Source organism: Kitasatospora sp. NPDC023120 (assembly GCF_055560835.1).
The window spans coordinates 26,527-49,651 of the sequence record NZ_JBVHHY010000034.1 but is presented as its reverse complement, the minus strand read 5'-3'; the positions used below and the strand labels follow the sequence as shown (position 1 = coordinate 49,651).

Genomic DNA, 23,125 nt, shown 5'->3' with positions numbered 1-23,125 from the left:
CTGGCCTGGGGCTTTACCGGTTCATGCGATGTTTCACACAAAGGTTTTGTTAGCGTTAACATGATGTTCTTCGACGAGTCGGCCCGCCAAGTCCCGCAGCGGATGGCACGGGTGGGGAAAACCGGTCGACAGGCCGGCCCGCGACCCACTGTGATGGCCTCGACCGCTCGCCGCACGGGGTGGGCCGACTCCAGGAGTTGCTGTTGGCGACCGAGACGACCGCGGACACCCGCCCCACGATCGATGCCGCACTGGTCAGGCGCCTGGTCGATGCGCAGTTCCCGCACTGGGCCGGCCTGCCCCTGACACTGCTCGATCCAGCCGGCTCCGACCACGTGATCTACCGGTTGGGCGAGGAGTTGTCCGTCCGCCTGCCCCGTCACGGCGGCGCCACCGGGCAGGCGCGGAAGGAGTCCGAGTGGCTGCTCCGGCTCGCCCCGCACCTGCCCCTGGCGGTCCCGGTACCGGTGGGGGTGGGGGAACCCGCCTTCGGCTATCCGTGGCCGTGGGCGGTGTCCCGCTGGCTGGAGGGCGAGGTGGCGGCCGTCGAGGCACTGGCCGATTCCTCCGAGGCCGCCGTCGAACTGGCCGGGTTCCTGCACGCCCTCCAGCGGTTCGAGCCCGAGCGGATTCCGGCTCTGGGCGCCCGCGAGGACCTCACGTCCCAGCCGCTGGTCGCACGGGATCGGGCGACGCGGGCCGCCATCGCGGCGGTCGACGGCGCGTTCGACGGCGCGGCCATGACCGAGCTGTGGGACGCGGCGATCAGCGCCCCCGGATGGGACGGTCCCCCGGTCTGGTTCCACGGCGACTTCCACACCGGCAACCTGCTGACCGTCGACGGCCGTCTCAGCGCGGTCATCGACTTCGGCGGGCTCGGCATCGGCGACCCGGCCTGCGACCTGACGATCGCCTTCACGCTGATGTCGGCCGGGAGCCGGGCCGCCTTCCGCGCCGCGCTCGGCGTGGACGACGCCACCTGGCTCCGAGGCCGCGGCTGGGCGCTGGCCACGGCCCTCAACGCCCACACCCACTACGCCACCGTCAACCCCCGGGTCGCCGCGCAGACCACCCGTCAGATCACCGAGGCCCTCATCGGCTAGGGAGGGTTGGTGGATCTTGTCGGATCTGCGCGCGGCGTCGGGCGCCGGCCGGGGCCCGGACCGCTCCGACGGCGGTGCGCGGGTGCCGGACGCCCGCCCCCGGCATAGCGTGGCCGAGGCGCCCGTCCGCCCCGTGGCGGTGCGCGAGGCCGCATCACCGGCTCCTCGGAGGTCGATCCATGCGCGCGGTGACGTACGACGCGTACGCCCCGGACAACTCCCGACTGCGGTACGGCGAGGTGCCCGACCCGAAGGTCGGCCCCGGCCAGGTGCTGATCGAGGTCCGGGCGGCCTCCGTCAACCCGGTCGACTGGAAGGTCATGGCGGGCGGCCTGGACGGCATGATGGACACGGTCTTCCCCGTCGTCCCCGGCTGGGACGTGGCCGGTGTGGTCACCCGCACCGGCCCGGACACGCCCGAGTTCGCCCCCGGGGACGAGGTGATGGCGTACGCCCGCAAGGACGTGGTGCAGGCCGGCACCTTCGCCGAGTACGTCGCGGTCCCCGCGCCCGCGGTGGCCCGCAAGCCCGCCGGGCTCGACTGGGCGCAGGCGGCCGGGCTGCCGCTGGCCGGCCTCACCGCGCTGCGCAGTCTGGAGCGGCTCGGGGTCGGCCCCGCCGACGTGCTCCTGGTGCACGGCGCCGCCGGCGGGGTGGGCAGCCTCGCGGTGCAGCTCGGCCGCGACCGCGGGGCCCGGGTGATCGGCACCGCCTCGGAACGCAACCACGCGTTTGTCCGCGAGCTGGGCGCCGAACCGGTGGACTACCGGGACGGCCTGACCGAGCGGGTCCGGGCGCTCGCCCCCGACGGCGTGTCGGCCGTCGCGGACTTCGTCGGCGGCCAGCTGGAGACGACCCTGGCCGTGCTCGCGGCCGGCGGGCGGCACGTCTCCGTCGCCGATCCGACCGTCGAGCAGCACGGCGGCCACTGGATCTGGGTCCGCCCGGACGGCGCCGAACTCGCCGAACTCGCGGCGGCCGTCGACCGCGGAGCCCTGACCGTGAAGGTCGCCCGGACCTTCCCGCTGGAGCGGACGGGCGAGGCCTTCGATGCCAGCCGCACCGGGCACACCCGCGGGAAGCTGGTCGTCACACCGTGACCTCCCCGCCCCCGCGCCGCGACCCCGCCGGGAGCGCGCGTCCCGTAGGCCCGACCTAGTCTGGAGCAAGGCGCCGGAATCACCGTCCGGCCGACACCGCTGCCCGCACGGAGGCACGCGTGGAGACGACAGGCGAGCAGGACGCACCCACCGCCGTTGTCGTGGTCGACCCGGACGGCGTGGTGACGGGCTGGAGCGAAGGCGGACTGCTGTTGCTGGGCCGGACCGCGGCGGAGACCGTCGGCCGGCCGGTGACCGACCTGCTGGTCGACCCCGCGCCCGGGTTCCCCGGGGACGGCGCCGCCCCCGTCGGCCTGGTCGCGCTGCGTCACCGCGACGGGTCCACGCTGGACGCCGTGGTGACGACCCACCCCATGGGAGGAGCCGACGGGCGGCCGCTGGGCCGCGCCCTGACCTTCCAGCGCTGGGGACGCCGTCCCGTGATCGCCGACCGGGCCTTCGAGCAGTGCCCCTTCGCCCTGGGGGTGTACGACCCCGAGCTGCGGTTCCTGTGGGTCAACGCCGCCGCGTGCCGGGTGATGGCGCACTCGGAGCAGCAGGTGCTGGGCGAGAAGTACCGCGAGCTGTTCCCCGAGCTGGACGACGCCGCGTACACCGACAAGCTCACCGAGGTGGCGAGGACGGGCGAGCCCGCCCGGCTCATCACCGTCTTCCGCCCGCTCGGCAGCGCCTACGCCAACGCCTGGGCCACCAGCATGTGGCCCGTCCGGGACGCCCAGGGCACGGTGCGCGCTGTCGCCAACTGGGGCTTCGACATGAGCGCCGAGTACTGGGCCCGCCAACGCCTGCTCATCCTCAACGAGGCCAGCAGCGGCATCGGCCGCACCCTCGACGTGGTGAGCACCGCGCGGGAACTGGCCGAGACCGCGGTGCCGGGCTTCACCGACGTGGTCACTGTGGACCTTCTCGAGGAGGTGCTGCACGGGGAGGAACCGCCCTCGGCCGCCGAGGTCACCGCCGGCGGGACCATCACGCTCAGCCGGGCCGCCCACCACGGCGGGAAGGAGAGCCCCGGCCGGACCGACGGATCCCCGGCGGCGGTCGGCTACGCCCCCGGATCGGTCGCCGCCCGGTGCATGGCCGCCGGCACCTCCATGGTCCAACTCGCCGCCGAGCCCGACCAGGGAGGTGAGTGGGCGTTCGGCCCGGGTCTCGCGGCCGACCCGGCGCACTGGCCGCCGGGCAACCCGCTGATCGACCGGACCATCGCCGCCCAGGGGCTGACCGGCCGGATCACCGTGCCGCTGCTGGCGCGCGGCGCCGTGCTCGGCGTCGTGGCGTTCGCCCGCCGCGACCGGCCCGAGGCCTTCACCGCCGACGACCTGATCCTCGCCGAGGAGCTGGCCGCCAAGGCCGCCGTCGCCATCGACAACGCCCGCCGGTACTCGCGCGAGCACACCACCGCGCTGACCCTGCAGCGCAGCCTGCTGCCGCAGCGGCTGCCGCGCCAGGAGGCGATCGAGGTCGCCTCCGGCTACCTGCCCGCCGGGGCCGGCGCGGGCGTCGGCGGCGACTGGTTCGACGTCATCCCGCTGTCCGGGGCCCGGGTCGCCCTGGTCGTCGGCGACGTCGTCGGACACGGCCTGCACGCCTCCGCCAGCATGGGCCGGCTGCGCACGGCCGTCCGCACCCTGGCCGACGTGGACCTGCCGCCGGACGAGCTGCTCACCCACCTGGACGACCTGGTGCTCCACCTCCCCGACGACTCCCGGCCCGAGGACGGTTTCGAGTCGACCGGCGAGTCCGGGGCCACCTGCCTGTACGCCGTGTACGACCCGGTCTCCCGCCGGTGCGTGCTGGCGAGTGCCGGCCATCCGCTGCCGCTGGTCATCGCGCCGGACGGCACCCGGGCCGAGGTATCCGTGCAGCCCGGCCCCCCGCTGGGCGTCGGCGGCCTGCCGTTCGAGGCGACCGAGCTCGACGTGCCCGAGGGCAGCCTGCTCGCCCTCTACACCGACGGACTGGTGGAGAACCGCGACAGCGACGCCGAGCACGGCGTCGCCGAACTGCTCCGTGTCCTGACCGAGCCGACCGCCTCGCTGGAGGCGCTCTGCGACGCGGCGATGAAGTCCCTGCTCCCCGACCACCGCACCGACGACGCGGCCCTGCTGCTCGCCCGCACCCACGCGCTGTCCCCCGACCGCGTCGCCGACTGGCACGGCGAGCCCGACGTCTCGCAGGTGCCGCACGCCCGGCGGTTCGCCGTCGGGCGGCTGGCCGCCTGGGGCTTGGAGGACCTCTCCTTCGTCACCGAACTGGTCGTCAGCGAGCTGGTCACCAACGCCATCAAGTACGGCGAGCCGCCGATCAGACTGCGGTTGATCCGCGACACCGCGCTGATCTGCGAGGTCGCCGACGCCAGCGAGACCACCCCGCACCTGCGCCGGGCGCGCGCCTTCGACGAGGGCGGCCGCGGCCTGATGCTGGTCGCCCAGCTCACCCAGGGCTGGGGCACCCGGCACACCACCGACGGCAAGACCATCTGGTGCGCGCAGAGCATCGAGTCGACGGAGCAGCCGTCCGATGTCTTCGCCCGGATGTCCGGTCGCAGCACGTGACCTGAACTCCCCGCGAGCGGGCCGACAGGCGCCACTTCTGACCGGTGCCGTCACGATCTCCCTCGGCGGACGGCCGGGAGGCGCCGGCCGAGTCCTTGCCACGCCCACCGCGGCCTCGTAGGGTCAGGACACGCTAGAGACATCCGATGTATTGCGGGGATCCACCACGACCACCGACTCCGAGCCGTTCCACCTGGACCGCCCCGACCACCCCGACCACCCCGTCCCGCCCCAGGATCCGGAAGCACTCACGACCGCGCCGGGCGGACCTTTATGCTGCGAAGATCAGATGACCAGGAAAGGCAAGCCGTGCCAGTCACCGACGAGGCGATCGAGAAGATCAAGGCCATGATCGTGAGCGGCGAGCTCAGTCCCGGTGCCCGCCTCCCGAGGGAGGCCGACCTCGCGGAGCGGCTCGGCCTGTCCCGCAACTCCCTGCGGGAGGCCGTCAAGGCCCTTTCACTGATCCGCGTGCTCGACGTGCGCCAGGGCGACGGCACCTACGTGACCAGTCTGGAGCCCGAAATCCTCCTGGACGCACTCGGGTTCGTCGTCGACTTCCACCAGGACGACACGGTGCTGGAGTTCCTGAAGGTCCGACGCATCCTGGAGCCCGCCGCAGCCGCGATGGCCGCCCGGGTCATGACGGACGAGGACATCGCAGCCCTGGGCGAGGTGCTGGCGAGCCTGGACGCGGACCCGTCGCCGGAGGAACTCATCGCCAACGACCTGGAGTTCCACCGCAGGATCGCGGCCGGGTCGGGCAACACCGTGCTCTGCTCGCTGATCGACGGCCTGTCCGGCCCCACCATGCGGGCCCGGGTCTGGCGCGGGCTGACCGAGGAGAACGCGGTGGCCGACACCCACCGGCAGCACCGCGCGATCTTCGACGCGATCGCCGGCCGCCGCCCGGACCTCGCCCACTCCTGGGCCACCGTGCACGTCGCCGGGGTCGAGCAGTGGCTCCGCGGCATCCTCGGCGAAGCGGGATCGCCGCTCGGCTGAAGGGAGCGGTGTGGGGGTCCGCTGCCTGCCAGTGGGCGCCACCTCTACGAACGGCCAATAAAATGAGTCGTACTCATTTCGGCATGGGCATTCACACGCGGATCTGAAGCTCGACGCCTGGCCCGCCGACCGTCACCTTCACAGCCGGCACCACCTGGTCTTTTCTTCCGACGGGGGTGCGTTGGGCTCGCCAGAACCTGACGCACCCTCGTTTCGTCGGTGTTGCGCCGAAGAAAAATAGGGCTGTCCATCACCTTGACACGGTAAGCCATGCGCCCTGATAAATACCACTCATAGGAGCAGGGTCTTCAGGAGGGATACCACACATGAGGCCCCCACGGATCGGCCCACCGGCGGTCAGGGCACTCGCGGTGGCGACCGCCGTCTTCGCGGCCGTCCTGCCGGTGCAACCCGCCTTCGCGGCCACGACGAACTTCTACGTCGACCCCGTCAACGGCAGTGACAGCAACTCGGGAACCAGCACCGCCACGGCCTTCCGGACCATCCAGGCCGCGCAGGCCGCGGTCCGGGCCGTCAACGCGAACATGTCCGACGACATCGTCGTGAACCTGCGCGGTGGAACCTACCCGCTCACCGCCCCGGTCACCTTCGGCACCACCGACTCGGGCACCAACGGGCACGCGGTCGTCTACCGGGCGTACAACGGCGAGACCCCGGTGGTCACCGGCGGCAAGGCCGTCACCGGCTGGACCCCGGCGGCCAACGGCGAGTACAAGGCGTCCGTCGGCACCCTCAACTTCCGGCAGCTGTACGTCAACGGGGTCCGCGCCACCCGCGCCCGCTACCCCGACATCGGTACCGATCTCCAGCTGCAGGGCAGCGACAAGACCAACAAGCTGCTGAAGCTGGCCGCCTCACAGGTCTCGAACTGGTCGAACCTCAACCAGGTCGAGATGATGCTGGAGACGCAGTGGGGCGAGAGCTACCTGCGGCTGAAGTCGATCAGCTCCGCCAACGGCACCGCCAACGTGTCGATCCAGGACCACGAGGCGGGCATCCTGTTCCAGCGCCCGTGGCCGCAGCTCGCCGACGGTTCCCCGCTGCACTTCGAGAACGCCCACGAGTTCCTCAACGAACCCGGCGAGTTCTACGTCGACACGGCCGCGCGGACCGTCTACTACAAGCCCCGCCCCGGCGAGGACATGTCCACGGCCACCGTGCAGGCACCGGCGCTGGAGACGCTCTTCGACATCAAGGGCAGCAACCTCGGCAGTCCCGCCCACGACCTGCGCTTCTCCGGGATCACGTTCACCCAGACCACCTGGATGGAGCCCACCCGCAACGGCTACCTGAACGGCCAGGGCGGCAACTACAACATCTCCGCCGACAACTCCAACCACCAGTTCGTCGGCCGGCCGCCGGCCGGGGTCCAGGCCGCGGACGCCGACCGCCTGTCCTTCACCGACAACACCTTCACGCAGCTGGGCTCCACCGCCCTCGACCTGTCCCACGGCGTCCACGACAGCAGCGCGACCGGCAACGTCGTCTCCGACATCTCCGGGAACGGGATCATGGTCGGCAAGTTCTCCGACCCGACCGTGGAGTTCCACACCGTCTACAACCCGCCCACCACCCCGGCGGGTGAGGACGCCCGGGAGGTGGTCAAGAACGTCACCGTCAAGAACAACCTGATCACCCGGATCGGTCAGGACTACCTGGGCACGGCGGGCATCAACGCGGGCTTCGTCAACAGCACCGTCATCGACCACAACGACATCTCCGACACCCCGTGGGCCGGCATCTCCCTCGGTTGGGGCTGGCAGTCGGCGGCCAACGCCGAAGGCAACAACAGCATCAGCTTCAACCGGATCGGCAACGTGATGAACCGGCTCTGCGACTCCGCCGGCATCTACCACCTCTCGAACGACCCGGGCACGGTCCTCAACGGCAACTACGTCCACGACGTGGTGCGGAGCCCCGCCGCCTGCGGCTCGCCGGTGCACGGCATCTACCTGGACGAGGGGTCGGACGGCATGACCGTCTCGAACAACGTGCTCTCGCACACCGACGGCTTCATCAACCGGAACCGCAACGGCTCCAACGTCACCCTCACCGACAACACGACCTCCGGCGCCGCGGTGATCAAGGCCTCCGGTCTCGAGTCCGCGTACCAGTGGCTGGCCGCGAAGCCCAACCTCGCCGCCGACAAGCCGGCGTCCTCCTCCTCGGTCTTCGGCAGCGGCTGGGAGGCCTCGAAGGCCGTCGACAACAACGCCTCGACCGGCTGGTCGCCGACAGGGAGCGACACCTCCGCCTGGTGGCAGGTCGACCTGGGCCAGTCCTACCAGCTCGGCCAGTTCTCGCTGACCACCCGTCAGGATGTGGACCAGTCCTCGACCCGCGGCAACTTCGAGGTCCGGGCCTCCAACGACCCGAACTTCGGCAGCTACACCGTCGTGGGGCGCCAGACCGCCACCCTGCCGTACGCCTCGACGCTCACCGGTGACATCGACGTCCGCCAGGCCTTCCGCTACGTCCGCGTCGCCAAGACCGACGGCTCGTACTTCTTCATCGCGGACTTCGGCGTGCAGCAGGCGGGCGGGGCGCCGGCGGCTTCGACCGGCGCCCCGAACACCGACCCGTCGACCTTCTACACGATCAAGAACGTCAACAGCGGGCAGGTCATGGACGTGTCCGGCTGGTCCTCGGCCGACGGCGCGAGCGTCGTCCAGTGGCCGAGCAGCGGCGGTGCCAACCAGCAGTGGACCATCGTCCCGGTCAGCGGGCAGCTCTTCAAGATCGTGAACCGCAACAGCGGCAAGGTCCTCGACATGAACTTCTCCAGCCACTGGCGGGGGACGGCGCTGCAGCAGTACACCTACGGCGGCGGCAACAACCAGCTCTGGTACTTCGAGCCGACCAGCGGCGGCTATCTCATCCGCAACTTCGAGAGCCGGCAGATCCTGGAGGTGAGCGGCGGATCGACGACGAACGGCGCCACCATCGACCAGTCGATGCCCGTGAACCAGTCCGGCCAGGCCTGGACGGTCCAGTGACGCGGTGAACCCGCCGTAGGGCAGCGGGCGGTGGGGCCGGAACGGAAGGCGTTCCGGCCCCACCGCCCGTTCGCTTCTGCCCCCCGCTTCTCCCCGCCCCCGGCAGGTGCTCCACTCCCCCGCACACGGTCCTCTCTCCGCACACACCGAAGCCGGCCCCTTCGTGAGGGGGCCGGCTTCGGTGTGCTCTCAGACCTGGCCGTCGGCGTCGACGCCGATGACGTCCAGGGTGCGGGGGCCGTGCACGGCGACGCGCATCAGTGCTCCTCCTGCGGGGTGGGGACGCCCGGCGGCAGCAGCCCGCGTTCCTTGAGCCCCGCCCAGAGCGTGTCCGGGACGCGGTGGCGGAGCATGGCGGCGGCGTCCCGGACCTCGGTGGCGTTGCGGGTGCCGACGAGGACCGACGCGACGGAGGGGTGCCCGAAGGGGAAACGGAGCGCTGCGGCCCGCAGTGGCACGCCGTGGTTCTCGCACACGTCCTTCAACCGCATTGCCCGGTCGATGAGTTCGGCGGGGGCGGCGGTGTAGTCGTAGGTGGCGCCGGGCTTCGGGTCGGCGAGCAGGCCGGAGTTGAAGACCCCGCCGATGACGACTCCTACGCCGTGTTCGGCGGCCAGCGGCAGCAGTTCGGCGAGGCCCCGCTGGTCGAGCAGGCTGTAGCGGCCGGCCAGCAGGACGGCGTCGACGTCGGTCTCGCGGACGAACCGGGCGGGCAGCTCGGCCTGGTTCATGCCGACGCCGATGGCGCCGACCACCCCTTCGGTGCGCAGGCGTTCCAGTTCCGGGTACGCCTCGGTGAGGGCCTGCTCGGCGTGGTCGTCGGGGTCGTGGAGGTAGGCGATGTCGATCCGGTCCAGGCCGAGCCGTTCCAGGCTGTCCTCGATCGAGCGGCGCACGCCCACGGCGCTGAAGTCCCAGACCCGTTGGTGGGTGGCGGGCACGGCGAAGCCGTCGGCGAGGTCGTCGCCGTGGGGTTCGGGGGCCGGGCGCAGCAGTCGGCCGACCTTGGTGGAGATCGTGTACTCGTCGCGGGGGCGGCCCCGCAGGGCCTGTCCGAGCCGCCGCTCGGACAGGCCCAGTCCGTAGTGCGGGGCGGTGTCGAAATATCGCACGCCCGATTCCCAGGCGGCGTCGACGGCCTCCCGCGCCTGCTCGTCCGTCACCGGCGTGAACAGGTTGCCGATGCCCGCCGCGCCGAAGGCGAGCTCGCTGACCGTCACCTTGGTCCGGCCCAGCGGCCGCAGGCGCGGGCTCACCGCGTGGCCTCCGCCCGCAGGCGCAGGTTGGCCATGCCGCCGTCGACCTGCAGGACCGTCCCGGTGGTGCTCGCGGCGGCCGGGGAGGCGAGGTAGGCGATGGCGGCGGCCACCTCCTCGGGGGTGACGAGGCGGCCGTGGGGCTGGCGGGCGTTCAGGGCGGCGCGTTCGGCGGCGGGCTCGTCGGCGGCGTCGAGCAGCCGGCCGACCCAGGGGGTGTCGACCGTGCCGGGGCTGACGCAGTTGAAGCGGATGCCCTCGCGGACGTGGTCGGCGGCCATGGACAGGGTCAGGGCCAGGACCGCGCCCTTGCTGGCCGCGTACAGCGCGCGCTGCGGCAGACCCGTCGTGATCACGATCGAGCCGAGGTTGACCACCGAGGCGTGGGCGGAGCGGCGCAGGTACGGCAGCGCGGCCCGGGTGGTGCGGACCACCCCGAGCAGGTTCACGTCCAGCACGCGCTGCCACTGCTCGTCCGGGTTGTCCGCCACCGTCCCGACCGCGCCGATCCCGGCGTTGTTGACCAGGATGTCGATCCCGCCGAGGACACGGGCGGCCGACTGGACGGTGGTGCGCACGGAGGCGTCGTCGGTGACGTCGGTGGAGAAGCCCAGCAGGGGCTCCGGCACGGAACCGGGGTCGAGGTCGAGGACGGCCACCCGCGCGCCGCGTTCGGCGAGCAGGGTCGCGGTGGCCAGGCCGATCCCGGACGCGCCGCCGGTGACCATGGCCGAGAGGCCTTCGAGATCCTTCGTCATGCCGGCGCCCTTCACGCGTTGACGAAGGTCTGGCGCTGGGTGCCGAGGCCGTCGATGGACAGCTCGACGGTGTCGCCCTCGCGCAGGAAGGGGGTGCCGGGCAGGCCGAGGGCCACGCCGGCCGGGGTGCCGGTGTTGATGACGTCACCGGGGCGCAGCACCATGAACTGGCTCAGGTACCAGACCAGGTGGGCGACGTCGAAGACCATGTCCTTGGTGTGGCCGCTCTGCTTCGTCTCGCCGTTGACGGCCAGGTGCAGCCCGAGCGCCCCCGGGTCGCCCGCCTCGTCGGGGGTGACCAGCCAGGGACCGAGGGGGTTGAAGGTCTCGCAGGACTTGCCGAGGTCCCACTGCGCGGAGTACTCCAGCTGGAACTCCCGCTCCGAGACGTCGTTGCTGATCGAGTACCCGGCGATGTGCGCCGGTGCCACGTCCGGGCCGGCCAGGTAGCGGGCCTCGCGGCCGATCACCACCGCGAGTTCCACCTCCCAGTCGGTCTTCACCGAGCCGCGCGGGATCAGCACCGGGTCGTACGGGCCGACCACGGTGGACGGGTCCTTCAGGAACACCACCGGCCGCTCGGGCACGGCGGCGCCGGTCTCCTCGGCGTGGTCGCGGTAGTTGAGGCCGATGCACACCACCTTGCCCGGGCGGGCGACGGGCGCGCCGACCCGCAGTCCCGCCGTGTCCACCGCGGGAAGCGAGCCCTCGGCCAGGGCGGCACGGACCCTGTCGATCCCGCCCGAGGCGAGGAACTCCCCGTCGATGTCGCCGGTCAGCTCCGACAGCGCGAACACGCGGCCGCCCTCGGCGAGGACCGCCGGGATCTCCGATCCCGATTCGCCGATCCGAAGCAGTTTCATGGGACTCCCAACTAGACAGCGGAATACGGAATGTGGGCGCCGGTCAGCGTCTGACGGCGGCGGAGGCGCCCGCGAGCAGTGCCTCGACCTCGGCGAGCGAGGCCATGGCGACGTCTCCGGGCGTGGTCATGGTGAGGGCGCCGAGGGCCGTGCCGTACGCCAGGGCGCGTTCCAGACCGGCCTCGGCGAGCAGGCCGTGGATGAGCCCGGCGGCGAAGCCGTCGCCGGAGCCGATGCGGTCCAGGACGTGCAGTCCGGGCATCGAGGGGCCGGTGACGTGACCGGTCTCGGCCGACCACGCGGCCGAGGTCCAGTCGTTCACCCCCGCCGAGGGGACCTCGCGCAGGGTCGTCGCCAGCACCCGCGCCCCGGGGAGCAGGCCGGCCACCGAGGCGAGCGCGTCGGGCACCTCGTCGGCGCCGAAGCGGTCGGCCCCGGGGTGGCTGCCCGCGAGCCCCAGGGCACCGACGATGACGTCGGCGTGCCGGGCGAGCCGCAGGTCGGTCTCGCGGGCCCGCTGCGGTCCGCCGCGGTCGGCCCACAGGCTCGGGCGGTAGTTGGGGTCGTAGGAGACGGTGAGGCCGTGGCGGCGGGCCGCCGTCATCGCCTCCTCGGCGACGTCGGCGGTGGTGTCGGACAGGCCGGCGAAGATGCCGCCGGTGTGGAGCCAGCGCACCCCCGCGGCGAAGACCGCGTCCCAGTCGACGTCCCCGGTGCGCAGCTGGGAGGCGGCCGTGTGGGCACGGTCGCTGACCCCGAGGGCGCCGCGGATGCCGAAGCCCCGCTCGACGAAGTTGAGACCGTTGCGGGCGGAGCGGCCGATGCCGTCGTCGGCCACCCAGCGGATCAGCGACGTGTCGACACCGCCCTGCAGGATGAGGTCCTCGACGAGCCGGCCCACCGCGTTGTCGGCGAGCGCGGTGACGACGGCCGTCCGCCGCCCGAAGCAGCGGCGCAGCGCGCGGGCGACGTTGTACTCGCCGCCGCCTTCCCACACGCGGAAGGTCCGGGCGGTGCTGATCCGCCCCTCCCCCGGGTCGAACCGCAGCATGACCTCGCCGAGCGCCACCACCTCCGTCACGGCGCACCCGCTTCCACGGCCTGGGCCGTCAGCCGGCGGATCTCGGTGTAGGCGCCGGTGTCCAGATGCGCGGGCGTGGCCATCCAGCTGCCGCCGACGGCGAGGACCGCGGGCTCGGCGAGGTAGCCGGTCAGCCCGCCGGGGCCGATCCCGCCGGTCGGGACGAACCGCACGTGCGGGAAGGGCGCGGCGAGCGCGCGGAGGGCGGGCAGGCCGCCGAGGGGCTCGGCGGGGAAGAGCTTGACGGTGGTGATGCCCGCGCGCAGGGCCCGCATCAGCTCGGTGGCGGTGGCGATGCCGGGCACCACGGGCACGCCCGACTCCCGGCACCTGGCCACGACGTCCTCGTCCAGGCCGGGAGAGACGACGAACCGGGCCCCGGCCGCCACCGCGCGTTCCGCCTGCTCGGCGGTGAGCACAGTGCCCGCACCGACGGTCAGGCCGCCGTGGGCCGCCATCGCCTTGAGCACCTGTTCGGCGGCCGGGGTGCGGAAGGTGACCTCCGCGCACCGGGCGCCGCCCGCGGCGAGCGCCTCGGCCAGCGGGTCGGCGGTGGCGGGTTCGCGCACGGTCAGCACCGGCATCACGCGGGCGCCGGCCAGGACGGTGGCCAGGTCGGCGGTCAGGTCGGCGGTCATCGGCCCAGCCATCCGCCGTCGACGGGCAGGACGGTGCCGTGGACGTAGGCGGCGGCGTCCGAGGCCAGGAAGACGGTGGCGCCGGCCAGGTCCTCGGCCCGGCCCCAGCGACCGGCCGGGATCCGCTCCAGGATCGCCGTGTTGCGCACCGGATCGGCCTGCAGCGCCGCGGTGTTGTCGGTGGCGATGTAGCCCGGTGCGATGGCGTTGACGTTGACGCCGCGCCCGGCCCACTCGTTGGCCAGCGCCTTGGTCAGACCGGCGACCCCGTGCTTGGCCGCGGTGTACCCGGGCACCGTGATGCCGCCTTGGAAGCTGAGGAGCGAGGCCGTGAAGATGACCTTGCCCCGGCCCCGGGCCACCATCGCGCCGCCCACCGCCCGGGCCAGCGCGAACTGCGCGCTCAGGTTGACCTGGAGCACCAGGTCCCAGTCCTCGTCCGGATGTTCGGCGGCGGGGGCGCGGCGGATGGTGCCGGCGTTGTTGACCAGGATGTCCACCGGCCGCTCGCGGACCGCGAGGTCCGCGCCCAGGGCGCGCACCGCGCCCGGGTCGGCGAAGTCGGTGCGCAGCGCCTCGAAGGTGCGGCCGGCGGCCAGGACGTCCTTCTCCACCTCGCTGCCGCTCTCCTCCAGGGTGGCGCTGACGCCGATGACGTCCGCGCCGGCCTCCGCCAGGGCGCGGGCCATGGCCCGGCCGATGCCCCGCCGGGCGCCGGTGACGACGGCGAGCCTGCCGGTCAGGTCGAAGGCGTTCACGCTGTGACCTCCTGGGTGTCGCCGGTGCAGTCGACCAGGATCTTCATCACGTCGCCGCCGCCCTCCAGGGCCTCGAAGGCCGCGGGTGCCTCGGTGAGCGGTACGACCTTGCTGATCAGCCGCTCGGCCGGGATCGTGCCGTCGGCGACCAGCGCCACCGCCCGCTCGAAGTCGCAGCGGTCGTACAACCGGGCGCCCACCAGGGTGAGTTCGCGCCAGAAGAAGCGGTGCAGGTTCACCTCCCGGGGCCGGGGGTGGATCGCCACCAGGCACAGCCGGCCGCGCACCCCCAGCACCTCCACCGCCGTGTCGACCCCGGCCGCCGCACCGGACACCTCGAACGCGACGTCCGCGCCGGCGCCGCCGGTCCACTCCCGCACCGCCTCGACGACGTCCTCGGCCGCCGGGTCCCAGGTGGCGAGGCCCGACTCCTCGGCCAGCTTCCGGCGGTGGGCGCTCGGCTCCACCACCCGGACCTCGGCCCCGGCCGCCCGCGCCACCAGCGCGATCAGGATCCCGACCGGGCCGCCGCCCACGACGACGACCCGCTCCCCCGCCAGCACCTGGGCCCGCCCGACATCGTGTACGGCCACGGCGGTGGGCTCCACCAGCGCGGCCCGGTCCAGCGCGAGGGACTCCGGCAGCCGGATCAGCGTGTCGGCCGGGACCGTCCAGCGCTGCTGCATCGCCCCCGGCGAGTCGATGCCGATGAAGTCCAGGTTCTGGCAGACATGCCGGTAGCCGCTCAGACAGGCCGGACAGGTGCCGTCCCAGCGCAGCGGCATCACCGTCACGGCGTCCCCGGGCCGCCACCCCTCCACCCCTGGCCCGACCCGGACCACGCGGCCGGACATCTCATGGCCCAGGACGGCAGGGGCGGCGACCCGGGCGTCCATGTCTCCGTGGAAGATGTGCAGGTCGGTGCCGCAGATCCCGACGTACGCGGGAGCCAGCAGCACCTCCCCGGGGCCGGGCTCGGACGGTTCGACCGGAGCGGTGTCCAGCGTGCGGGCGGCCGTGTATCGCACAGCAAGCGTCATCGTGGTTCCCGGGTCCCTTCGGAACGGGTGGGTTCGGTGCTGGTGGGTTCGGTGCGGGTGGGGTCGGTGCGGGCGGGGTCGGTGCGGACGGGGTCGGTGCGGGCGGGTCAGGTACGGGCAAGGCGGTAGAAGCCGGTCGCGGTGCCCGCGAGGATCGCCGACGTCTCGTCGGCGGAACACCCGTCGAGCAGTTCGTCCACGGTGGCGGCCCAGCGGTTCCAGCCGCCCGCGAGGTTCGCCACCGGCCAGTCCGAGCCGAACATCAACCGGTCGGTACCGAAGGCGCTCAGCAGGACGTCCCAGACCGGGCGGAGGTCGGCGGTGGTCCAGGTGGCGTGGTCGGCCTCGGTGATCAGTCCCGAGACCTTGCAGACCACCTGGGGGTGCTCGGCCAGCCGGCGCAACCGGCCTTCCCAGCTCTCCAGTTCGCCGCCGGCGATGTCCGGTTTGCCGGCGTGGTCGAGCACCTGGGGCAGCTGCGGGAAGCGTTCGGCCAGCCGGATCGCCTGGTCGAGCTGGTGGCTGCGGACGAGCACGTCGTAGCCCAGCCCGCGTTCCCCGAGCGCCGCCAAGCCGCGTTCGACGTCGGGGCGTTGCAGCCAGTGCGGGTCCGACTCGCCCTGGACCAGGTGGCGCAGCGAGCGGAGGTGGCCGCCGCCCGGTCCGGCGAGCAGCCGGTCGAGCTCGTCACCGATCGCGGGGGACGTGAGGTCCGCCCAGCCGACCACGGCGTCGATCAGCGGGTCCCGCGCGGCGAGCGCGAGCAGGTCCTCGGTCTCGGGCACGTCCGGGATGCACTGCACGACGACCGTGCCGCGCAGCCGGCGGCCGGCCACCTCCCGGGTGGCGGTGGAGCGCAGGTCGTCGGGGGTGAACGTCCGGCGGATCGAGGTGAGATCGGGGTCGTCGAGCCAGGCTTGCGGGCGTCGGGCGAGGTCCCACAGGTGGTGGTGGGCGTCGATGAGTCCGGGGGGTGGCGGGGAGGTCACGGGCGGCTCCGGTTCGGGTGGTCGGTCCGGCGTGGGGTCGGGTCAGCCGGCGGTGGCGGCGCCGGGTTCGCTCAGGTGCCAGACCTCGGGGAGTTCGGTCCACTGGCGGGATTCGCCCCGGTCGGGCCAGGGCTCCTGGCAGGGGTCGGTGTGCGTCCACCACTCCTGGGTCACCGGGTCGGCCTCGAGCTCCGCCATGTCGGCGTCGAAGTCCTCGCCGTGGTACTCGAAGTAGGCGAACAGCACGTCGCCGTGGAGGTAGATGCTGTAGTTGCGGATCCGCGCCCGGTGGAGGGCCGCCTCGACTCCGGGCCAGACGGCGGAGTGGAGCTCCAGGTACTTCTCCCGGTGTTCGGGGCGGAGCCTGATGGTCTGAGCGAAGCGCCTCATGCAGATTCCTCCGATGTTTCGGCGTTCGACACGTCGGACGGGGCGCCGAAGGGCGAACGATAGCTGGGGGTACGGGTGCGCAGCTCCAGCCGGAGCGTCAGCCGGATCCGGGTGGACGCTGGCATCCGCACCGTCAGGTGGGCGCCGTTGACGGCTGTTTCCGACTCGCCGACCATCGGCTCGGTGTGGCCGTAGTCGTACATGTCGCCGATCCAGCCCTCGTCCGTGCACGTCGTGTACCGGACCGAGGTGATGCTGTGCTCAGCGAAGGCACCCGCCTGAATGATAATCGTCCGATCTTTTTCTGGCGAGAGGTTCACCAGCTCGACGGTGGTCGCCTCGGGGTCGATGGAGGTGACCAGGGCGGCCACGTCCTGCGGCAGCCCCGCCCGGCGGGCCTCGGCGTCGTGGTAGCGCAGCCGGGCCTGCTGGAGGCCGCCGTTGTAGAGCACCTGGGGGCCGCCCCAGGTCAGCTGGACGAGGGCCTCGGTGGCCACCGGGTTGCACTGCTGCCAGACGTGGATGTCGGCCTCCTCCACCTCCAGGTCGCGGTAGCGGTCGATCCGCCGCAGCCGGTGGCGGACCTGCGCCTGGGCGGCGGCGAGGATCCGCTCGGGGTAGTCGGGGTCGTCGCCGGCGAGGAACGCGAACCACGCCTTCTCGTGCCCGGACTCCTCCTTGGCCCGGAACGACCGCACGGTGGTCCAGTCGAGCTCGTCCGCTTCGCGCAGCCGCTCGATGCGGGCGCGGTCGGCGTCCGAGGCGGTGTGGTGCCACAGCGCCATCGGCACCGGCAGGGTGACCGGGTTGTAGTCGAACCAGCCCGCGTCGTTGCGCCGGAACGGGAGGTGGAGCGTCGGCCGGTCGCGGTCCGGGCCGAGTTCGACCGCCCACTTGGACTGCAGGCTGGAGTCCGCCTCGGTGAAGGGCATCACCTTCGCCCGGGAGATGATCTCGTCGAGCGAGGTCCCGACCATCGCGAGGTAGTCGTCCTCCCCGGTGCTGACCGCGGCGGCGAGCGCCGCCACGCAGGCCGCGTGGCCCACGCTGTGCCAGCCGTGCGGCCAGGACCAGCCGTAGTGGCCGCCGTACCAGCGCCCTTCGAGCCGGCTGCCGACGACGCCGTCCGGGCCGACGTTGTCCGGGATCAGACCGCCGTTGGCCTCGGTGCGCTCGCGCCAGGCGCCGACGTACTCGACGATCCAGTCGCGGTAGCGCTGCTCGCCGGACAGGATCCAGGCGTTGAGGACCAGCCCGGCCACGGCGAGGTTGACTGCGGTGTCGCCGACTCCGATGCGCTCGCGCATCCGGGCGCCCAGCCGCGGGTCCGCCGAGAGCGGGTACGGGCCGTCCTGCGCCTCGGGGAGCCATTCGAGCGGGTAGCCGTAGGTGTCCGCCTCCTTCTGCAGCCACGGGTAGACGTCACCGTCGGACACGCCCCGCCGGTCGGGGTCGCTGCCGTTGTGTGGGCGGGTGACGATGCGGTGCGCGGGGTCGTAGTTGCCGTGGGCCGGGTCGACGTACAGCTCGGCGAACCGCAGCGCGCGCTCCGACCAGCGCTCGGGGTCGGCCATGCACAGGAAGTAGAGCAGCAGCAGGCTCTCGCCCTGGTGGAACCAGTCGTAGCCCCGCTCGTACTCGTCGCGGAGCATGTCCAGTTCGGTGAGGTGCCTGGTCACGCCCTCCCAGTGCTTCTCACTGGCGCCCAGGAGGTCGTCGGCGCCGCCGAGGAGGTAGAGCTGCGGCCAGTTGAAGAACACCTCGTAGAAGTCGTCCACGCCGTCGCGGGTGGTCAGCCGGCCGGTGTAGTTCAGCCGGCCGTCCGGGCCGGTGAAGTCGCGGGCGAAGCGGCGCCAGCCGTGGTCGAGCAGGTCGAACAGGGCGCGCTGCGCGGGCGCCCAGCCGGGCGGTTCGAGCAGCGGTACCGAGGCCCGGATCTCGGCCGGGGTGGCCGCGGCGTCCTCGCCCGGGGAACGGTCGGTGGAACTGGTGGCCATGGGGAGGATCTCCGATCGGGGTGACGGCACGGGCGTCATTCCTTGGTGGCGCCGGCGAGCATCCCGCTGACCAGGAAGCGCTGGGCGAAGAGGAAGACGACCAGGACGGGCGTGATGGCCACCAGCGTCGCGAGGGCCAGCTGCGGGCGCTCGATCGCGAGCGATCCGGCGGTCGGGTTGAACTGCGGCACGCTGCTGAGCAGGTTGCCGACGCCCACCTGGACGGGCATCTGGTCGTCCTGGGGGAGCATCACGTAGGGCAGGAAGTAGTTGGTCCAGTTGGCGACGAAGCTGAAGAAGCCCACGAGCGCGATGACCGGGGTCGCCAGCGGCAGCGCCACGTGGCGGAACACGCCGAGCTCGGAGCAGCCGTCCATCCGCGCGGCCGCCAGCAGGTCCCTGGGCACCGCGGTGGTGAAGTAGATGTAGGTCAGGTACACCCCGAACGGGTAGAACGCGTACGGCAGGACGATCGACCACATGGTGCCGATCAGGTGCGCCGCGTTGACCTCCAGGAACAGCGGCACGACCAGCGTGGCGCTCGGCATCAGCATCACGACCAGGGTCGAGACCAGCAGCAGGCGCCGGCCTCGGAACTCGGTCATGGCCAGCGCGTACCCCGCCGGCACCGACACGCACAGGGTGATGACCAGGGAGATCACCGCGTACAGGGCGGAGTTGCCGAGCCACTGCAGGATCGCGCCGTCCTGGAAGGCCGACAGCGCGTCCCAGTTGGCCTTGAGCGCCTGCCAGGAGCCGAAGGACAGCGGGTGGTCGTGGACCAGCTGCCGGTCGGTCTTGGTCGCCGCGAGGACGAGCCAGAGCACCGGCAGCACGAAGAACGCGACGAACACCGCCAGGACGGAGCCGGTCAGCAGCCGGTACGAGGTGTTCCGTACGGCGCCGGGTGCCCGTCGCGGCGCCCGGTGCGGAGCTCGGCTCATGACGTTCGGCTCCCGTTCCGTGGGTGCGTGGGCGGTTGCCGGGGTGGCAGCGGTCTCAGTCGGCATCGAAGAACCCCGACCGTGCGACGAACACGCCGGCGACCGACACGCTGACCACCAGGAGCTCCATCGAGACCGCGGCGGCGCCGTTGACGTCGTTCATCTGGAAGGCGAAGTCGTAGGTCAGCTGGTTGAGCGAGTAGTCGCGACCGGCGACGCCCACGCTGGCGAGGGAGAGCAGCTGCGGCTCGACGAAGAGTTGCGCGCCGCCCGCGAAGGCGAGGATCACCATGTAGACGATCCACTTGCGGAGCATGGGGATCTGCACGTGCCAGGCGGTCTGCCAGGCACCCGCGCCGTCGATCCGCGCGGCCTCCAGGACGTCCTGCGGGATGTTGTTGAGCGCGCCGTACATCACGACGATCCAGCCGCCCGCCCCGGTCCAGAAGGCGATGGCGGTGAACAGTACCGGGAGGTTGCCGGGCGCGATGACCTGGCCGAAGGTGTCGAAACCCAGCACCCCCAGCAGCGAACCGACCGGACTCACCGTCGGGTCGAGCATGAACAGCCACACCAGCACGCTCGCGGCGCCCGCCAGTGCCCCGGGGATGTAGTAGAGGAAGCGCAGCGTGCGGCTGATCGGCCCCGAGGACAGGCGGTGCAGCAGCAGCGCCAGCCCGACCACGAACACCACCAGCGAGACGAGCCAGAACAGGAGGTAGAGCGCCACGTGGCCGATCGCGTCCACGAAGCGGAAGTCCTGTGCCGTGGAGACGAAGTTGGCGAAGCCGGTGAACGAGCCCCCGGCGTCGGTGAACGCGAAGTAGATCGCGTAGCCGGTCGGGAGGACGCCGAAGGCGACCAGCAGCAGTGCGTAGCCGGCGACGAACGCGAGGCCGGCCCGGCTCCGGGCGGCACCGTTGCGGCGCCGGCCGGAGCCGACCGAGGAGGAGGTGACGGTCACTGGGAGACCTGGTATCCGAAGGACTGGGCATGCTTGACGATCGAGTCCTGCCAGGCGGGGAGGAGGGAGGTGATGGTCTGCCCCTGGGTCAGGCCGGGCTTGACCGTGGCGGCCCAGATCCCCTCCTGACTGAACTGACTCGATCCCCAGCCCGACCACACCTGGGAGGCGGCGTCCTTGAGCGCACCGAGGTCCCCGACGAAGTAACCGGAGGCGCTCTGGGCCTTCAGCCAGTTCTCGGCGGCGGGCGCGTACGCCGGGAATCCGGGGGCCTTCGCGCCCTGGTAGGCGTTGTCGGTGGTGACCCACTTCAGGAAGTCGGTGGCCGCCTTGAGGTGGGTGGAGTGCTGGGACACCAGCCAGGTGCCGCCGCCGACGTTGCCGGTGGCGGGCTCGGTGTCGCCCTGCCACTGGGGGATCGGGGCCACCGCGATCGTCTTCTCCGGGGTCTTGAGGGTGTCCTTGAGCACCGCGCCGCCGAACCACGCCGGGCCGGGCATGAGGAGGATCCTGTCGGCCTCGTTCTTGGCGAAGTCGGTGCTGAAGACCCCGCTGATGGACATGGACTTGTTCTTGATCAGCCCGTCCAGGAGGGTGGCCATCTTGGTGCAGTTCGCACTGGTGGTGTTCACCGACACGGCCTTGGGACCGGTGATCCTGTTGGCCCCGCACTTGCTCGCCCAGAGGTAGATCTCGGGGGCGAAGGAGTCGCCCGCGTCGCCCACCAGATAGCCGGGATGCTCGGCGGCCACCTTCTCGCCGAGCTGCTGGTACTCCTCCCAGGTCTTCGGGACGGTGTAGCCGAACTGCTGCATCAGCGGCGCGTTGTACCAGAGCACCGCCTGCGAGAGGTCGTTGCGCAGGCAGTAGACGGTGCCGTTGACGGTACAGACGTCGTTGGCACCCTTGGCGAAGCCGGACAGGGTGTCCACCGGGATCAGACCCTTGTCGAGCGGCGCGGCGAAGCCCGCGTCGACCGCCCAGGAGGCTTCGTTGTTCTGTGAGCTGAAGACGACGTCGGGCCAGCCCTTGCCGGTCCGGTTGAAGAGCTGGACCTTGGTCTGGAGGTAGTTGGACCCGTTGGCGTCACCGTCGTAGGAGACGATGTCCAACTTCACCTCCGGGTGCAGCTCCTGGTACTGCTTGGCGGCGGCCAGCCGGGTTGCGTCGACCCAGACGGTGAGGGCTCCGTCGCGCTGCGCCGCCTGGGCGAAGCCGTCCTTGGTGGTCTTGCCGGGAGAACTGCTGCTGCAGGCGGCCAAGGCCAGGGCCAGGGCGGCCGTGCAGGCGGCCAGCAGCACGAATCGTCTCCTGCCGGGCACGGTGTCCTCGCCGGTCGGAGGCTTGTTGACGGTCGGTGGCGTGTTGACGGTCGGTGGCGTGTTGACGGTCGGTGGCGTGTTGACGGTCATGCGCGACTCCACTGCAGAGGCCCCGAACGGGTCGGGAGGTGGGGGTGGGGCGACGCCGGCCGTCCCGCTCTGGCGTCGATGCCGAAGGCTGCCGTTCACTGCCGCCCTCGGGGGATTAATTAGCCGCCCTATCGAAAGGTTCGTCAAGAGTTCTCACAACCTCATCCAGAACAGTTCTGGCCGGGCGGACGGCCATGATGGCGCTCACAAGAGGCGTTTCATCGCTTCTGTCACCTTTGATTCCCCGACCCAAGCCCGCAGACCTCGGCAAATGAGTAGTACTCATAGTGTCCTGCGATATGATGACCCAGCTCCAAAGCCAGTCGCCCCTCGCGCCAGCCACACCGGAGGCAGGACAGATGAACGACACGCCCACGTCCGACACGGCCTTGCCCGCGCAGGCCTCTCCCGCTGCCGCGGCAGCGGTGAACGGCTCGGCCGGTGAGCGCCGGGACTACCGGCCCGGGTACGAGATCGTGTCGGAGCAGATCCTGGAGTACATCGCCGAGATGCGCCTGGTCCCGGGCGACCGGCTGCCCACCGAGCACGACCTGGCCCACACGCTGAACACCAGCAGGGCGGTGGTCCGGGAGGCCGTGAAGATCCTCTCCGCGCTCGGCCGCGTCCGGGCGCACAAGGGGCGGGGCCTGTTCGTCGCGGACGACGAGGGCATGCTCATCACCAGCCGCTGGGGCGGATTCTTCCGCCCCGTCGACATCGACCACGTCCTCATGCTCTTCGAGTTCCGCAAGGTCCAGGAGACGGCTGCCAGCAGTCTCGCGGCCACCCGCGCCACCCCGGCCGAGCTGCGCACGATCGAGGTCGCCGCGCAGCAGTGCCGCCACGGGTTCGTCCAGGGCCAGGTCGAGGTGTTCAACCAGGCCGACGACGACTTCCACAACGCCGTCGCCACTGCCGCGCACAACACCTTCCTGCTCAGCGCCGTGCGCGACGCGCGTCGGCTGCAGCGCCAGTCGAGCGCCATCGGCATCCACGACATGCTCAGCGAGGGCACCCGGGCCGCGGTCGAGGAGCACGAGGCGATCTACCGGGCCATCCGCGACGGCCGGCCCGACGAGGCGGCGGCGGCCACGGCGGCGCACCTCGACCGGACGCTGGAGGACTACCGGCGGGAGATCCAGCGGCGCCTGTTCGGATAGCCACGCCAACACCGAAAGAGATCCCATGTCTCGGCGGCGGCGGGATCACCCGACCCCGGGCCGGACGCCAT

At 71.9% G+C, this 23,125-nt stretch carries 19 protein-coding genes; 6 read left to right on the top strand and 13 right to left on the bottom strand.

Annotation, left to right across the window (positions count from 1 at the left end; translation table 11 throughout):
- The first annotated feature begins 203 nt into the window (after positions 1-203).
- The 5 genes from ACZ3TI_RS35215 (at position 204) to ACZ3TI_RS35195 (ending at position 8,804) form a co-directional block, all read left to right on the top strand.
- A complete protein-coding gene (locus tag ACZ3TI_RS35215; protein ID WP_465733614.1) occupies positions 204-1,103 on the top strand; it encodes an aminoglycoside phosphotransferase family protein in 900 nt (299 codons plus the stop codon).
- A 179-nt stretch (positions 1,104-1,282) separates the two neighbouring features.
- Positions 1,283-2,203, top strand: coding sequence for an NADP-dependent oxidoreductase (locus tag ACZ3TI_RS35210; protein ID WP_465733612.1), 921 nt, complete (start codon positions 1,283-1,285; stop codon positions 2,201-2,203).
- Positions 2,204-2,322: 119 nt separating this feature from the next.
- On the top strand, positions 2,323-4,782 hold the full coding sequence (locus ACZ3TI_RS35205) for a SpoIIE family protein phosphatase (protein WP_465733610.1): 2,460 nt from the start codon (positions 2,323-2,325) through the stop codon (positions 4,780-4,782).
- Positions 4,783-5,091: 309 nt separating this feature from the next.
- Positions 5,092-5,787 (top strand): FadR/GntR family transcriptional regulator, encoded by a 696-nt coding sequence (locus tag ACZ3TI_RS35200; RefSeq protein WP_465733608.1) that lies wholly within the window; start codon positions 5,092-5,094, stop codon positions 5,785-5,787.
- Positions 5,788-6,113: 326 nt separating this feature from the next.
- Entirely contained in the window at positions 6,114-8,804 is a 2,691-nt protein-coding gene (locus ACZ3TI_RS35195) for an RICIN domain-containing protein (RefSeq protein WP_465733606.1), read from the top strand.
- Between the two features lie 257 nt (positions 8,805-9,061).
- Here ACZ3TI_RS35195 and ACZ3TI_RS35190 read toward each other — a convergent pair whose 3' ends face one another.
- From ACZ3TI_RS35190 to ACZ3TI_RS35130, 13 genes are all read right to left on the bottom strand, one after another.
- Positions 9,062-10,060 (bottom strand): aldo/keto reductase, encoded by a 999-nt coding sequence (locus ACZ3TI_RS35190; protein ID WP_465733604.1) that lies wholly within the window; start codon positions 10,058-10,060, stop codon positions 9,062-9,064.
- Positions 10,057-10,818, bottom strand: coding sequence for an SDR family NAD(P)-dependent oxidoreductase (locus ACZ3TI_RS35185; RefSeq protein ID WP_465733602.1), 762 nt, complete (start codon positions 10,816-10,818; stop codon positions 10,057-10,059). Before ACZ3TI_RS35185 ends, ACZ3TI_RS35190 begins: the two co-directional genes overlap by 4 nt.
- An 11-nt stretch (positions 10,819-10,829) precedes the next feature.
- Positions 10,830-11,681: a fumarylacetoacetate hydrolase family protein gene (locus ACZ3TI_RS35180; protein WP_465733600.1), complete on the bottom strand. Its 852-nt coding sequence runs from the start codon at positions 11,679-11,681 to the stop codon at positions 10,830-10,832.
- 43 nt (positions 11,682-11,724) lie between these two features.
- On the bottom strand, positions 11,725-12,762 hold the full coding sequence (locus ACZ3TI_RS35175; RefSeq protein ID WP_465733598.1) for a sugar kinase: 1,038 nt from the start codon (positions 12,760-12,762) through the stop codon (positions 11,725-11,727).
- On the bottom strand, positions 12,759-13,400 hold the full coding sequence (locus tag ACZ3TI_RS35170) for a bifunctional 4-hydroxy-2-oxoglutarate aldolase/2-dehydro-3-deoxy-phosphogluconate aldolase (protein WP_465733596.1): 642 nt from the start codon (positions 13,398-13,400) through the stop codon (positions 12,759-12,761). Before ACZ3TI_RS35170 ends, ACZ3TI_RS35175 begins: the two co-directional genes overlap by 4 nt.
- Positions 13,397-14,158: an SDR family oxidoreductase gene (locus ACZ3TI_RS35165; protein WP_465733594.1), complete on the bottom strand. Its 762-nt coding sequence runs from the start codon at positions 14,156-14,158 to the stop codon at positions 13,397-13,399. The genes ACZ3TI_RS35170 and ACZ3TI_RS35165 overlap by 4 nt, the downstream gene beginning before the upstream one ends.
- Complete coding sequence (locus tag ACZ3TI_RS35160; RefSeq protein ID WP_465733592.1) at positions 14,155-15,198, bottom strand: zinc-dependent alcohol dehydrogenase; 1,044 nt, start codon at positions 15,196-15,198, stop codon at positions 14,155-14,157. Before ACZ3TI_RS35160 ends, ACZ3TI_RS35165 begins: the two co-directional genes overlap by 4 nt.
- Before the next feature lie 107 nt (positions 15,199-15,305).
- Positions 15,306-16,187, bottom strand: coding sequence for an amidohydrolase family protein (locus tag ACZ3TI_RS35155; RefSeq protein WP_465733590.1), 882 nt, complete (start codon positions 16,185-16,187; stop codon positions 15,306-15,308).
- 42 nt (positions 16,188-16,229) lie between these two features.
- Positions 16,230-16,577 (bottom strand): L-rhamnose mutarotase, encoded by a 348-nt coding sequence (locus ACZ3TI_RS35150; protein WP_465733588.1) that lies wholly within the window; start codon positions 16,575-16,577, stop codon positions 16,230-16,232.
- Positions 16,574-18,574 carry a DUF8034 domain-containing protein gene (locus ACZ3TI_RS35145; RefSeq protein WP_465733586.1) on the bottom strand — a complete coding sequence of 667 codons (2,001 nt, stop codon included), beginning with the start codon at positions 18,572-18,574 and terminating at the stop codon, positions 16,574-16,576. Before ACZ3TI_RS35145 ends, ACZ3TI_RS35150 begins: the two co-directional genes overlap by 4 nt.
- A gap of 35 nt (positions 18,575-18,609) precedes the next feature.
- The gene (locus tag ACZ3TI_RS35140) at positions 18,610-19,518 is read right to left on the bottom strand and encodes a carbohydrate ABC transporter permease (protein WP_465733584.1); all 909 of its coding nucleotides are present in this window, start codon (positions 19,516-19,518) and stop codon (positions 18,610-18,612) included.
- A 55-nt stretch (positions 19,519-19,573) separates the two neighbouring features.
- On the bottom strand, positions 19,574-20,482 hold the full coding sequence (locus ACZ3TI_RS35135) for a carbohydrate ABC transporter permease (protein ID WP_465733582.1): 909 nt from the start codon (positions 20,480-20,482) through the stop codon (positions 19,574-19,576).
- The gene (locus tag ACZ3TI_RS35130; protein WP_465733580.1) at positions 20,479-21,894 is read right to left on the bottom strand and encodes an ABC transporter substrate-binding protein; all 1,416 of its coding nucleotides are present in this window, start codon (positions 21,892-21,894) and stop codon (positions 20,479-20,481) included. The genes ACZ3TI_RS35135 and ACZ3TI_RS35130 overlap by 4 nt, the downstream gene beginning before the upstream one ends.
- A gap of 359 nt (positions 21,895-22,253) precedes the next feature.
- Between ACZ3TI_RS35130 and ACZ3TI_RS35125 the strand changes: the two genes are divergently transcribed.
- Positions 22,254-23,054, top strand: coding sequence for a FadR/GntR family transcriptional regulator (locus tag ACZ3TI_RS35125; RefSeq protein WP_465733578.1), 801 nt, complete (start codon positions 22,254-22,256; stop codon positions 23,052-23,054).
- Positions 23,055-23,125 lie beyond the last annotated feature (71 nt).

What these genes read in the sequence shown, in the direction of transcription:
- ACZ3TI_RS35145 (WP_465733586.1), bottom strand. Translation starts at nt 18,574, where the DNA reads ATGGCCACCAGTTCCACCGACCGTTCCCCGGGCGAGGACGCCGCGGCC.
- ACZ3TI_RS35125 (WP_465733578.1), top strand. Translation starts at nt 22,254, where the DNA reads ATGAACGACACGCCCACGTCCGACACGGCCTTGCCCGCGCAGGCCTCT.
- ACZ3TI_RS35185 (WP_465733602.1), bottom strand. Translation starts at nt 10,818, where the DNA reads ATGACGAAGGATCTCGAAGGCCTCTCGGCCATGGTCACCGGCGGCGCG.
- ACZ3TI_RS35160 (WP_465733592.1), bottom strand. Translation starts at nt 15,198, where the DNA reads ATGACGCTTGCTGTGCGATACACGGCCGCCCGCACGCTGGACACCGCT.
- ACZ3TI_RS35195 (WP_465733606.1), top strand. Translation starts at nt 6,114, where the DNA reads ATGAGGCCCCCACGGATCGGCCCACCGGCGGTCAGGGCACTCGCGGTG.
- ACZ3TI_RS35210 (WP_465733612.1), top strand. Translation starts at nt 1,283, where the DNA reads ATGCGCGCGGTGACGTACGACGCGTACGCCCCGGACAACTCCCGACTG.
- ACZ3TI_RS35180 (WP_465733600.1), bottom strand. Translation starts at nt 11,681, where the DNA reads ATGAAACTGCTTCGGATCGGCGAATCGGGATCGGAGATCCCGGCGGTC.
- ACZ3TI_RS35130 (WP_465733580.1), bottom strand. Translation starts at nt 21,894, where the DNA reads ATGACCGTCAACACGCCACCGACCGTCAACACGCCACCGACCGTCAAC.
- ACZ3TI_RS35150 (WP_465733588.1), bottom strand. Translation starts at nt 16,577, where the DNA reads ATGAGGCGCTTCGCTCAGACCATCAGGCTCCGCCCCGAACACCGGGAG.
- ACZ3TI_RS35140 (WP_465733584.1), bottom strand. Translation starts at nt 19,518, where the DNA reads ATGAGCCGAGCTCCGCACCGGGCGCCGCGACGGGCACCCGGCGCCGTA.
- ACZ3TI_RS35170 (WP_465733596.1), bottom strand. Translation starts at nt 13,400, where the DNA reads ATGACCGCCGACCTGACCGCCGACCTGGCCACCGTCCTGGCCGGCGCC.